Below are 12,850 nucleotides of genomic sequence, written 5' to 3' on the forward strand. Positions count from 1 at the left end.
CGTCACTTGCATCATGTCCTCCTTTCGTCCCGAGTTCATCCATGACATCCCCCGGCACTGGGCCGAGCAATCGCCCCAGGCGCCCTGCCTGTACGAGACCGGCGGCGTACTCAGCTATGGCGCGCTGTGGGAGCGCATCACTGCCACGCGCGACTGGCTCGCCGCGCAAGGCGTAGGCCAAGGCGACCGCGTGATGGTGGTGGGCGAGAACTGCGCCGAGATGGTGGTGATGCTGTTCGCCTGCAGCGCACTGCACGCCTGGCCGATCCAGGTCAACGCGCGGCTTTCGCCGCGCGAGATCGACGGCATCCGCGCCCATGCCGAGCCGCTGCTGACGTTCTTTACCAGTCATGTCTCCGATGTGGCCGCCGCCCACGGCAGGCGGCTTGGGGCGCAGCCCACCGGTTGCGCCGCGCTCGATCCGGACTTCGCCAGCCTGCGCGCCGAGCAGGTGCCCGCGCGCGTGGATGCCGCCCAGGCGCGCGACGTTGCCACGCTGATCTACACCTCCGGCACTACCGGCGCGCCCAAGGGCGTGATGGTGCCGCACGCCGGCCTGACGGTCTTCGCGCGGATCTCGGCAACCTCGCGCAACCTGGGGCCGGACGATATCGCCTACGGCGCGCTGCCGCTGTCGCACATCTTCGGCATCGCCACCGTGCTGATGGCCACGCTGTACGCCGGCGCCAGCCTGGTGATGCGCCCCCGCTTCGATGCCGCCGATGTCTTCGCCGCGCTGGCATCGCCCGGTGTCACCATGCTGCAAGGCGTGCCGACCATGTTCACGCGCATCATGGCGGTGGCGCGGGAGTCGTCGCTGGAGAGCGGCGCTGCGGCGTTTCCCCGCCTGCGCTATCTCTATACCGGCGGCGCGCCGCTGGACCCGACCCTCAAGCGCGACACCGAGGCATGGTTCGGCCAGCCGCTGCATCACGGCTACGGCATCACCGAATACGCCGGTTCGCTGTTCATCACCCGCATGGATGCGCCGCGCGCCGATTGCTCGGCCGGCTACATCGTCGAAGGCGTGGAGATCAACATCACCAACGAGCAGGGCGAGCCGATGCCCGCCGGCGAACGCGGCCAGATCCGCGTGCGCGGCCCCGGCGTGATGCGCGGCTATTTCCGCAACGCGGAGCAGACCGCCGAGGCGCTGATGCCGGGCGGCTGGCTCAACACCGGCGATCTCGGTTTCCTCGGTGAAGACGGCGCGTTGTTTATCGTGGGCCGCTCCAAGGACCTGATCATCCGCTCGGGCTTCAACGTCTACCCGATCGAGGTGGAATCCGTCATCAATGCCTTCCCCGGCGTGCGCCAGTCCGCCGTGGTCGGGCGCGCGGCAGCCGACGGCAACGAAGAAGTCGTGGCCTTTATTGAAACGCAACCGGGCGCGAAACTGGACCTCGCTGCCCTGGAAGCCTACCTGCGGGAAAGCCTGGCGCCGTACAAGCGGCCCGCGCAGATCCGCGTGATCGAGACGATTCCCACCACCGCCAGCGGCAAGCTCCTGAAGCAGCCGCTGCGCGCCATGCTGGACGGCGGCGCCGTAGCGGCATGACCTGCGGCGGCCGGCGCCGCCGCCAGCGCTTCGCCGCGGGTCGAAGCGTATTTGCCGCCAGCGCCCCGGCAAGCCGGGGGCTGGCAGAACACACAACAAGGAGGAGGAGACAGATGAAGCGATGGATAATGATGGCTGGCGCGCTGCTGGCGCTGGTGCAAGGCACGGCAATGGCGGACAACTATCCCACGCGGCCCGTGAAGCTGATCGTGGGCTACGCCCCTGGCGGTCCGGTCGATACCGCCGCGCGCATCTATGCCGACTACCTGGGCCGCGCGCTCAAGCAGCCGGTGGTGGTGGACAACCGCGCCGGCGCCAGCGGCGCCATCGCCGCGGACCTGACCGCGCGCGCGACGCCGGACGGCTACACGCTTTACTTCGTGGCCAGCCCGACCATGACCATGACGCCGCTGATCCAGAAGTCGGTGAACTTCAACCCGAACAAGGATTTCACCTATATCGGCCTGATCACCGATTACACCAACGTATTGCTGATCAACAAGGACTTCCCGGCCAAGGACGTAGGCGAGCTGGTCGACTACGCGCGCAAGCATCCCGAGAGCGTGAGCTTCGGCTCGGCCGGGGTCGGCGCCTCGAACCACTTGTCGGCCGAGTGGCTGGCGCAGATGGGCGCGGTCAAGATGCTGCATGTGCCCTACAAGGGCAATTCGCCCGCGATGGCCGATGTGATCGGCGGCAAGGTAACGTTCATGTTCGATATCACGGGCACCGCCATCGGCTATATCCAGGGCGGCAAGGTGCGCGCGCTGGCGGTGACTTCGAAGACGCGCAACGCGGCGCTGCCGACGGTGCCGACGATGATCGAGTCCGGCATGAAGAATTACGACCTGACCGGCTGGTACGCGCTGATCGGCCCGCAGAAAATGCCCGCCGACGTGGTGGACAAGCTGGTCAAGGCGCAAAAGGCTATCGGCGATGATCCTGCCTTTCAGCAGCGCATGACGCAGGGCGGCTATGACCTCAATATCACCGGGCCGAAGCCGCTGGCCGATCGTATCCAGCGCGAACTGAAACTGTGGGGCGGGGTGGTGAAGACGGCGAATATCCAGGTGGATTGAGGCCGGATGGTTCCCCTCCCCAACTTGCGGGAGAGGGGAGCTACGGCAGCGGTCGGATAAACCCTTTTTGCCCGGCGCCGTTCAGGCAGCCGGTGCGCGCTTGCGCAGCAGGTAGCGCTGCACGCCGTCGAGCACCAGCACGCCGTGCTGGTTGTGCACCGTCGAGCGCAAGGTCAGCACGCCGGTGGTGCGGTTCGGCGCGAGTTCGCTGACTTCCAGCGTGCTGTACAGCGTGTCTCCGGCGTAGACCGGATGCAGGAAGCGGCTGCTCTGGTCGAGAAAACCCTTCAGCGATTCTTCCACCATATGCGGGAACAGCCCGGCGCCTGCCGCGGTCTGGATCAGCACCTGGTAGCCGTGCGCCAGCATGTGCGGCATGCCGTGGGCACGGCAGTACTCCGCGTCGTAATGCACAGGATGGTTGTCACCGCTCGCCAGCTGGAAGGCGGCGAACAGCGCCTCGGTCATGGTGCGCGAGGGAAGCACAAAGCGTTCGCCGGGCACGAAATCTTCGAAATAGCGTTGTTCGCACATGCGGTGGCTGCGCGGGTCGAAGCTGACAGCTTCGGGGTTCGCTGCGGAGGGCTTGATGGTCATCGGTTGGTGTCGGGGTTGGTGGCGCGAAGAAGCGCGCAAGCAGAAGAACCCGCGCTGCGCCACGGCCTGGCGCGGCGCGGGCGAAGGATCAATCGGGCTTGATGCCCAGCCGTTCCACCAGCGCTTTCTCCTGTGCGATCTGCTGCATGGCAAAGCGGGTGTAGCCGGCGCTGTCCAGGTACATCAGGTCCTGATCCTGCCGCTTTAGCGCGGCAAGATGCTGCGGGTCTTCGGCAGCCCGCCGCAGCGCATCCTGCAGGATGCCGACCACCTTCGGGTCCATGCCTTTCGGGCCGGCCACGCCGTAGGGCGAGTTGGAGACGATGTCGTAGCCCAGTTCGCGCAGCGTAGGGGCGTCGGGCCAGCGCGGCGAGCGTTGCGCCGTCCACAGGTTGATCCAGCGCAGCTTGCCCGCATCGACCAGCGTGCCGGCGGAACTGCCTGCCGCGCAAAGCTGCACATGGTTGCCCATCAGCGAGTTCAGGCAATCGGCATCGCCCTTGAAGGGCACGTGGTTGACCGTTATCTTTTCCTTGGTGACCAGCTCGATCATGGTGATATGCGGCGAGCTGAACTGGCCCGGCGAGCCGTAGCTGACGGTGCCCGGCCGGGCGCGCACGTCGCGCAGGAAATCGCTCCAGTCCTTCCACGGCGAATCGGCCCGCACTACCACGCCAAAGGTGTAGCCGGTGATGCGCGAGAGGTAGGTGAAATCGTGTGCCGGATCGAAGGCGGTCTTCTGGATGAAGGGCTGGCGGAATACGGTCACCGGCATCATCGAGAGCGTATAGCCGTCGGGCTTCGCCTGCCTGAGCGCGAGCGCGCCCATGGTGCCGGCCACGCCGGGCTTGTTGTCGACCACCACGGTCTGGCCCAGCGCCTTTTGCAGGGCCACGGCGAACTGGCGCACCACCACGTCGGTGGTGCCGCCGGGCGCGTAGGGCACGATCAGCGTCACCGGGCGGGTGGGGTAGGACTGGGCTTGCTGCGCGAGCGCAGCCGTGGCGCCGCACAGGACGATGGCGGCGCTGGCGATGTGCCGGATTCTGCGCCGGATGTTGGGCCGGGTGTTGCGGACTGCATGCATCGGAATTCTCCTGTTGATGTGGTTCCCCGTTACCCCGATGTTGGTGTTGTCCTGCTGTCCTTCGCCAGCGTGCCGGTCAGTTCTCCACCACGGCCCATGCCTCCATCGACTGGCCGCCGGCATCGTCGCCGGTCCACAGCGTGACCTTGCCAGGCGTGGCGGCATCGAGCGTGCCGCCTACGGTCACCAGGTCGTGATCGAAAATCGGCGCCAGCCCGCGGAAACCGAAGCGGCGCACCGTGGCGCCGGGCATCTCGCGCGCCAGCAGGTCCAGCGTGAGCATGGCCTGCAGCGGGCCGTGAACGACCAGGCCGGGGTAGCCTTCCACGTCGCGCACATAGTCGTGGTCGTAGTGGATGCGGTGGCCGTTGAAGGTGAGCGCGGAGAAGCGGAACAGCATGACCGGGTCGGCGCGCAACTGGCGCTGCCACTGGGCCTGATGCGCCAGGCGCGGGCGCGGCGGCAGCGGCTGTCCCGGTTCCGGCATGGCGCGGTAGACCAGGTCGTGACGCTCGGTCAGCGCGGTCTCACCGTCGACCGTCAGCGCATGTTCCACGGTGACGAACCACAGTTCGCCGCTGCGTCCGCTCTTGTGCTCGACATTGCGCACGGTGGACGTGCGGGTGACGGTATCTCCCACCCGCAGCGGTTTGTGGAAATCCAGCTCGCCGCCGGCCCACATGCGGCGCGGCAGCGGCACCGGCGGCATAAAGCCGCCCAGCGCCGGGTGGCCGTCCCGCCCAAGCTCGCGCTGCGGCGCGCGCGGCAGGAAGTAGAGCCAGTGCCACAGCGGCGGCAGCGGGCCGCGCACCAGCGCTTCGCCATCGAGGTCCAGGGTGGCCGCGAGGCCGACCACGGGTTCGGGGGCAAGGGTCTCGGTGCGGCTTTCACTGCGGCCAATCCAGGCGCGCAGGGTTTCGAGTTGGGTCATGGCTGGTCCGCTGCGGGGTGGTTTGCCAGCGCGAGGATGCGCCGGGCCTGTTCGATGACGGGGCGGTCGACCATCTTGCCGTCGACCTGTACCGCGTGGCTGCCGCTGGCGGTGGCGGCCAGCACGCGCTGCGCCCAGTCCAGTTGCTCCGCCGTGGGCAGGAAGCCCGCGCGCACCGCGGCAAGCTGGGCGGGGTGGATGCACAGCTTGGCGGCAAAGCCGAGCGCGCGCGCGTGCGCCACGTCGTCGGCCAGCACGGCTTCGTCCTTGAGCGCGGTGGTGACGCCATCCACGGGCGGCGGCAGTGCCGCCACGCGCGAGGCCAGCACGATGCGCGAGCGCGCCATCAGCAAGGCTTCACGGGTATGGGCGCAGCCGAGGTCCACGGCGAAGTCGAGGGAGCCGAAAGCCAGCCGCGACACGCCGCGCGCGGTGGAGACCGCGTCGATGCCGTGCAGCCCGCGCGCGCTTTCGATGATCGCCACGATGCGGCCTTGCGGGTTGACCTGCGCCAACGCCCGGGCGATCTCGCCAAGCGCGGCGGGGTCTTCGGCCTTGGGCACCAGCAGGCCCGCCAGCGACGCGCCGGACGGCAGCGCGCGCAGCCAGTCCATATCGGCGGCGAAGGCGGCGGAGCTGGTGTCGTTGATGCGCACATAGGCCTGCGCCTGTGCGCCACGTTCAAGCAACCACGCGGTAATGGCCGTGCGCGCGGCTGGCTTGGCGTCCGGATGCACGGCATCCTCGAGATCGAGGATCAGCGCGTCCGGCGCGGCGGCGGCCGCTTTGTCGAAGCGTTCGGGCCGGTCGCCCGGCACGAACAGGTAGGTGATGGCGGTGGACATGAAGCAGGTCTCGTCAGGATGGGGCGTTACTTGGCTACGGGCAGCCAGTCGTTGACGTTCGCCTGTTCTTCCAGCGCCCACACGCGGGCAATGATCGCACGCATCTCGGCCTCGCCCGCGCCGTGGCGGAAGGCGCCCAGCTGCAGCGCCTTGGCTTCGAGTTCCGGGCGCGACAGCGTATTGCCCGGATCGCCCTTCGGCACATCGACGCGGCCCGCCAGCGTGCGGCCGTCGGTGGTCTTCACCGTAACGCGGCCGATCCACTGGCGCGGGTAGGCGGCGTTGATCTCGTCGTCCAGCACCATCTCCACCTTGTCGCGGAAGGCGGCTACCTTTGCGTCCTGCAGCGCATGGTCCTCGAATTCGCCCAGGCCGGCGTGCGCGTGCACCGCCACCAGTCCCAGTACCGTACCCATGGAGAACTTGGCCTGGTGGATGGTCTTGGGATCGGTCACCGGGCCAAGCACGTCGATGGCGCCCTGGTGCACGTGCGCGGTCACGCCGGCGATCTGGTCCGCGCGGAGTTTCTCGCGCAGCATCAGGTCCTTGAGAGCGTCGGCCGCCGGGTGCGTGTGGCGGCACGAGGCGAAGAACTTGAAGGAGGTTTCGGCGGTGGCCCAGCGCTTGCCCAGGCCGTCGGTCAGCGCGGCCGGGTTGGCGTCGCTGGACATCCCGGCGGCCATGCCCTGCGGGCCTTCCAGGATACGCCTGGCGCCGGTGAAGCCCGCGCGCGCGATCCACGCGGACATCAGGCCGTCCGCGGCGGCCTTGGCGGTGTGCAGTTGCTTTGAGTCCGCGGCGTCGCGCAGGAATTCCCACAGGCCGGCGGCCTGGGTGCCGGCCGAGCCGAGCGCCTGGTTGATGCCCTCGGCATCCATGCCGTAGAGCTTGGCCACGGCCGCGGCCGCCGCCAGCGTGCCGACGGTGCCGGTGGTGTGGAACACGCGGTAGTGCGAACGGCCCATGAATTCGCCGATGCGGATGCCCGCTTCGTAGCCGGCGATGGAGGCCAGCAGCACGTCCGCGCCGCTCTTGCCTTCAGCCTGGGCGGCGGCGATCACCGCGGGGAACACCACGGCGGCGGGATGCAGCACCGAGCTGTTATGCACGTCGTCCTGTTCCACCACGTGCGAGGACGCGCCGTTGATCAGCGCGGCGAAGTAGGGCGAAGTGCGGCGGCGGTCCACCAGCACTTCGGCCGGGCCCTGCTGCGGGCCCATCGCGGCGACGAACTCCTGCAGCTTGCGCACGGCGGGAGCGTCCTTGCCCGCAATGGCCGAGGCGATCCAGTCGAGGAAGAGGTCCTTGGTGCGCTCCACCACTTCGGCGGGCACGTCGGCCAGCGTGAAGCGGGCCAGGAAATCGCACAGCTGGCGGGTAGGGTAGGTGTGGTCAGTGGCTTGGCTCATGCCGGCTCCGGACGGTGTTCGGGGTGGTTGTTTGTCTTTCTGTTTTCCTCCCCTCTCCCACACCAGCGGGAGAGGGGAGCCACGTCTGCGCGAAATTGTGCGCAGGCGTCATGGCCTGGTTCTGTGGCTCAAATCGTCTTGCTGTCCGCCATCCTGGCGATTTCGTCCGCGCCGTAGCCCAGCGCCGCCAGGATGGCCGCGCTATGCGCGCCGAGCGCCGGCACGTCGCCCATCACCGGTTCCACGCCCGACAGGTTGGCCGGCGGCAGCAGCGCGCCGATGGGGCCGCTGGGGCTGGCCACTTCGCGCCAGCGCCCGCGTGCCGCCAGTTGCGGGTGGTTCCACACGGCCTCGATATCGTTCATCGGCGCGTTGGCGATCTGCGCTTCGTCGAGCAGCGCTTCCACCTGCGTCACCGTCATCGGCGCGAAGCGTGTCTCGATCAGCGCGGTCAGTTCGCCGCGATTCTTCACGCGCCCCGAGTTGGAGGAGAAACGCTCGTCCTTTAGCAATTCGGGCTGCGCCAGCACCTTGTTGCAGAAGGCCTGCCATTCGCGCTCGTTCTGCAGCCCGAAGATCACGCTGCCGCCGTCGCCGGTGCGGTGCACGCCGTAAGGCGCGATGGCCGGGTGCGAGGCGCCGAAGCGCGCCGGCGCGTTGCCGCCGTAGTGGCCGAAGTACAGCGCGTAGTTCATCCACTCGGTCAGCGCTTCGAGCATGGTCACTTCCACGCGCAGGCCCTGGCCCGTGCGCCCGCGCTGCAGCAGCGCGGAGAGGATGCCGCTGTAGGCGTACATGCCGGCCGCGATGTCGGCAATCGAAATGCCCGCGCGCGATGGCTCGTCCGCGCTGCCCGTGATGCCGATCAGCCCGGCGGCGGCCTGGATCAGGAGGTCGTACGCCTTCTTGTCGCGATAGGGCCCGGCATCGCCGTAGCCCGAGATATCGCAGACGATCAGCTTGCCGTAGCGCGGGTGCAGCGTGTCGAAATCCAGCCCCATGCGCGCTGCCGCGCCGGGAGCCAGGTTCTGCACCAGCACGTCGGCATCGGCCAGCAGGCGGTGCAGCACGGCTTGCGCCTCGTCCTGCTTGAGGTCGAGCGTCAGGCTCTCCTTGCCGCGGTTGAGCCAGACGAAGTGCGAAGCCTGGCCATTGACGGTCTCGTCGTAGCCGCGCGCGAAATCGCCCACGCCGGGGCGCTCCACCTTGACCACGCGCGCGCCGAGATCGGCCAGCTGGCGCGTGGCAAAGGGCGCGGCCACGGCATGTTCGAGGGAGACGACGCGAATGCCGTCGAGCGGGCGGATGCCCTGGTGCGAAGCGAGCATATGCGTGGGCCTCAGAACGAACGCGGCAACTCGAGCACGTGCTCGGCCACATACGACAGGATCAGGTTGGTGGAGATCGGCGCCACCTGGTACAGGCGCGTCTCGCGGAACTTGCGCTCGATATCGTATTCGGCGGCAAAGCCGAAGCCGCCATGCGTCTGCAGGCAGACGTTGGCCGCTTCCCACGAGGCATCGGCCGCCAGCAGCTTGGAGATATTGGCCTCCTTGCCGCAGGCCTTGCCAGCGTCGAACAGCGCGGCGGCCTTGTAGCGCATCAGGCTGGCCGCTTCCACGTTGACGTAGGCACGCGCGATGGGGAACTGGATGCCCTGGTTCTGGCCGATGGGGCGGTCGAACACGATGCGCTCGCGCGCGTAGCTGCTGGCGCGCTCGATAAACCAGTAGCCGTCGCCCACGCATTCGGAAGCGATCAGGATGCGCTCGGCGTTCAGGCCGTCAAGGATGTACTTGAGCCCCTTGCCTTCCTCGCCGATGAGGTTCTCGGCGGGGATTTCCAGGTTGTCGAAGAACAGTTCGTTGGTCTCGTGGTTGACCATATTGCGGATGGGCCGCACGGTCAGGCCCTTGCCGATGGCTTCACGCAGGTCCACCACGAACACCGACAGCCCTTCCGACTTGCGCTTGACCTGGTCCAGCGGCGTGGTGCGCGCCAGCAGCAGCATCAGGTCCGAATGCTGCACGCGCGAGATCCACACCTTCTGGCCGTTGATGACGTAGCGGTCGCCTTTCCTGACAGCGGTGGTCTTGAGCTTGGTGGTGTCGGTGCCGGTAGTGGGCTCGGTCACCGCCATCGACTGCATGCGCAGCTCGCCCGAAGCGATGCCGGGCAGCCAGCGCTGCTTCTGCGCCTCGGAGCCGTGGCGCAGCAGGCAACCCATCACATACATCTGGCCGTGGCAGGCGCCGGAATTGCCGCCGTTGCGGTTGATTTCTTCCATGATGACGGACGCCGCGGTCAGCGGCAGGCCCGAGCCGCCGAATTCCTCGGGGATCAGCGCCGACAGCCAGCCGGCCTTGGTCAGCGCGATGACGAATTCTTCCGGGAAGGCGTTCTGCTCCTCCACGCGTTGCCAGTAGGCGGAGTCGAAGCCGGCGCACAGTGCGCGCACGGCCTCGCGGATGTCGGGATACGGCTGGTCGTGCGATTGTTCTGCGAACATGAAATGGGGCCCCGTTGTGGAAATGATGGAAGTCAGCGGAATGACGGACGCGACGGACGACGGACGATACTGGATTCAGCTTGCGGCCATTATTCCCGAGGGCCTGCCGCGCGGTAATTCGGATTTGCGAAAGAGCGGCTTAGCGCCCCCGGAAGCGGATGGCCAGGGGGTCACAAAGGGGTAGGTCGGCGACAGGAGAGCGCAGGGATAAGCCGCTGTGTGCGCTTGCTGGCACCCGCGCTTGCCCGGCGGTGCCACGGCACCGGCGCCTTCCGGCCTGCCTTGCCCACCCTTAGGCAAATCCGTATTGCATGTGCATCGCTTTGTCGCCACGCTTGCCTGAAAACCACGCCGCGCGTGCCCGCCCACGGGCCGACGCAGGCCAGCGCGAGCCGGCACCAGCCGGCCAACTCAGTCCAAGGAGACAAAAACCATGGCAGGTGGCAAGAAACAGGGTCAAGCATGGCAGGCTGGCGGCGGGAATGCAGTGCGGACCCGCGCAAACGTGGCGCCCTGGCGCTGGATGGCGCTGGCCGCGCTGGGCGCGGCGGTCACGCTCACGCTGCCTTCCCCGGCGCGCGCCGCCGACGCCTACCCCGCCAAGCCAATTACCATGGTGGTGCCCTTTGCCGCGGGCGGCCCCACCGACGTGGTGGCGCGCACCATGGCCGGGGCCATGTCGAAGACCCTGGGCCAGAGCGTGGTGGTGGAGAACCGCCTTGGCGCGGGCGGCACCGTGTCCGCCGCCTACGTGGCCAAGGCCGCGCCGGACGGCTACACCATCCTGATCCACCACAACGGCATGGCCACCGCGCCGGCGCTGTACAGCAAGCTATCCTACAAGCCGTTGACGGATTTCAGCTTCATCGGCCAGGTGGCCGACGTGCCCATGACCCTGCTTGGCCGTCATGACCTGCCGGCCAGGACGTTGCCGGAACTGATCACCTACATCCGCCAGAACCAGGGCAAGGTCAACCTGGCCAATGCCGGGCTTGGCGCCGTCTCGCAGCTGTGCGGCATGCTGTTCCAGAAGGCCATCGGCGTCGAACTCACCGCGATTCCCTACCAGGGCACCGCGCCAGCGATGACGGCCCTGCTGGGCAGCCAGGTCGATATCCTGTGCGACCAGACCACCCAGACGCTGCCGCATATCAAGGCCGACAAGGTCAGGCTCTACGGCGTCACCACCACCTCGCGCATCAAGGCATTGCCTGACACCGCAACGCTGGCGGAAAGCGGGATCAAGGGCTTCGAGGTCAAGGTCTGGCACGGCATCTACGCGCCGCGCGGCACGCCGCCGGCGGTCGTCGACCGGCTCAACGGGGCGCTGCGCACCGCGTTGAAGGATCCGGCGGTGGCGGCGCGGCTTGCCGATCTGGGGGCAGAGATCGTGCCGGAGGACAAGCAGACACCGGAAGGGCTGCGTACGTGGCTGAAGTCGGAGATCGAGAAATGGTCGCCGATTATCAAGGCGGCGGGGGTGCAGGCGGATTGAGGGTGGCTGCCGCGCGCTGCCCGCCCCGGGGATGGCGACGGCGCGTGGCGCTTTCCCGATTCGGAAATTTCATCAGATTTGCTCCGAGAAACCTCGCCATTCATGGCGGGGAGTGAAAGGAGCGCCGCCGGCAGGCGGCATTCCCACGTTAGAATGTGCGGCATGATTCTTGTCTACCGCTACCGGGTGAAGTCGCTCAACGGCCTGCTCAACAAGCAGAGCCGAGCGGTGAACTACGTCTGGAACTTCTGCAATGACATGCAGAAGCACGCGCTCAAATGGGGGAAGAAGTGGCCGAGCGGGTTCGATCTGAACGTGCTGACCACCGGCAGCAGCAAGGAGCTCGGCATCCATTCCGGCACGGTCAACGCGACGTGCGAGCAGTACGCGAAATCGCGCAGCCAGCATCGCCGTCCTTACCTGCGATACCGCGGCAGGAAGTGCCTCGGATGGGTGCCCCTGAAGGGCCGCGATCTGAAACGAGAGGGCGAGGCGTTTCGCTTTGCCGGACATACCTTTCGCGTGTTCAACAGCCGCCTGTTGCCCGAAGGCAAGATCAAGGACGGCACAAACTTTGCACAGGATTCGCGCGGGAACTGGTTTCTCAACATCGTGATGGAGGTTGCTGATGTGCCGGCACGCCCGATTCAAGCTGGCGTCGGTATCGACCTTGGTTTGAAGGATTTCGCCACGCTCTCGATCGGCGAGAAGCTTCCCAATGACCGGTTTGGCCGGCATGCCGCCGAAAAACTGGCCAAGGCGCAGCGTGCGCGAAAGCACAAGCGGCATGTCGCCAAGCTGCATGCCAAGGTGGCGAATGCCCGCGCCGACTTCCAGCACAAGCTCGCGCTCGATCTCGTCCGGCGCTTCGATTACATCGCAGTCGGCAACGTGTCGGCTTCGAAACTCGCCAAAACCAGGATGGCGAAGAGCGTCTACGACGCATCCTGGTCGTCCTTCCGGGACAGCTCCGCTACAAAGCGATTGCGCACGGGGCCACGTTTGAGGAAGTGAACGAAAGCGGTTCTACCCAGTCCTGTTCGGCGTGCGGTTCGAAAGACAGCACGACGCGGCCGAAAGGTATCGCAGGACTGCGAATAAGAGAGTGGACCTGTAGTCGCTGTGGTGTCGTGCATGACCGTGATACCAATGCTGCGCTGAACATTCTCCGATGCGGACGTGCATCGCCAGGTGTGGGAATGCCCTGCCTTTAGGCAGGGGAGATGGAATGAACACCGCCCTCCAGTAACACTGGCGGAGTTCCATGATCAGGGGCTCTCGCTTGACCGACGGCATCAATGTGCCAAAGTGAAGATCCGAACCATCACTTGAGGTAAGGA

The 12,850-nt window shown here is 67.0% G+C and carries 10 protein-coding genes and 1 pseudogene; 4 read left to right on the top strand and 7 right to left on the bottom strand.

What is annotated here, in order from left to right; genetic code table 11:
• Window positions 1-13 precede the first annotated feature (13 nt).
• Window positions 14-1,558, top strand: a complete 1,545-nt coding sequence (locus ACZY0R_RS08255; RefSeq protein ID WP_488857947.1) for a class I adenylate-forming enzyme family protein — start codon at window positions 14-16, stop codon at window positions 1,556-1,558.
• A 113-nt stretch (window positions 1,559-1,671) separates the two neighbouring features.
• A complete protein-coding gene (locus ACZY0R_RS08260) occupies window positions 1,672-2,637 on the top strand; it encodes a Bug family tripartite tricarboxylate transporter substrate binding protein (protein WP_488857948.1) in 966 nt (321 codons plus the stop codon).
• 81 nt (window positions 2,638-2,718) lie between these two features.
• Here ACZY0R_RS08260 and ACZY0R_RS08265 read toward each other — a convergent pair whose 3' ends face one another.
• From ACZY0R_RS08265 to ACZY0R_RS08295, 7 genes are all read right to left on the bottom strand, one after another.
• A complete protein-coding gene (locus ACZY0R_RS08265; RefSeq protein WP_488857949.1) occupies window positions 2,719-3,234 on the bottom strand; it encodes a MaoC family dehydratase in 516 nt (171 codons plus the stop codon).
• A gap of 88 nt (window positions 3,235-3,322) precedes the next feature.
• Window positions 3,323-4,321 carry a tripartite tricarboxylate transporter substrate binding protein gene (locus ACZY0R_RS08270; protein ID WP_488857950.1) on the bottom strand — a complete coding sequence of 333 codons (999 nt, stop codon included), beginning with the start codon at window positions 4,319-4,321 and terminating at the stop codon, window positions 3,323-3,325.
• Between the two features lie 76 nt (window positions 4,322-4,397).
• Window positions 4,398-5,252, bottom strand: a complete 855-nt coding sequence (locus tag ACZY0R_RS08275; protein ID WP_488857951.1) for an HTD2 family dehydratase — start codon at window positions 5,250-5,252, stop codon at window positions 4,398-4,400.
• Window positions 5,249-6,097 (bottom strand): HpcH/HpaI aldolase/citrate lyase family protein, encoded by an 849-nt coding sequence (locus ACZY0R_RS08280; RefSeq protein WP_488857952.1) that lies wholly within the window; start codon window positions 6,095-6,097, stop codon window positions 5,249-5,251. Before ACZY0R_RS08280 ends, ACZY0R_RS08275 begins: the two co-directional genes overlap by 4 nt.
• A 26-nt stretch (window positions 6,098-6,123) precedes the next feature.
• A complete protein-coding gene (locus ACZY0R_RS08285; RefSeq protein WP_488857953.1) occupies window positions 6,124-7,506 on the bottom strand; it encodes an MmgE/PrpD family protein in 1,383 nt (460 codons plus the stop codon).
• A 128-nt stretch (window positions 7,507-7,634) separates the two neighbouring features.
• Window positions 7,635-8,834: a CaiB/BaiF CoA transferase family protein gene (locus tag ACZY0R_RS08290; protein ID WP_488857954.1), complete on the bottom strand. Its 1,200-nt coding sequence runs from the start codon at window positions 8,832-8,834 to the stop codon at window positions 7,635-7,637.
• Window positions 8,835-8,845: 11 nt separating this feature from the next.
• Complete coding sequence (locus tag ACZY0R_RS08295; protein ID WP_488857955.1) at window positions 8,846-10,015, bottom strand: acyl-CoA dehydrogenase family protein; 1,170 nt, start codon at window positions 10,013-10,015, stop codon at window positions 8,846-8,848.
• Window positions 10,016-10,538: 523 nt separating this feature from the next.
• Here ACZY0R_RS08295 and ACZY0R_RS08300 point away from each other — a divergent pair.
• Window positions 10,539-11,510 (top strand): tripartite tricarboxylate transporter substrate-binding protein, encoded by a 972-nt coding sequence (locus ACZY0R_RS08300; RefSeq protein WP_488859580.1) that lies wholly within the window; start codon window positions 10,539-10,541, stop codon window positions 11,508-11,510.
• Between the two features lie 162 nt (window positions 11,511-11,672).
• Window positions 11,673-12,724 (top strand): annotated as a pseudogene (locus ACZY0R_RS08305) (RNA-guided endonuclease InsQ/TnpB family protein).
• The last annotated feature ends 126 nt before the right edge of the window (window positions 12,725-12,850 follow it).

The sequence above is a fragment of the Cupriavidus sp. F041 genome (assembly GCF_057814235.1).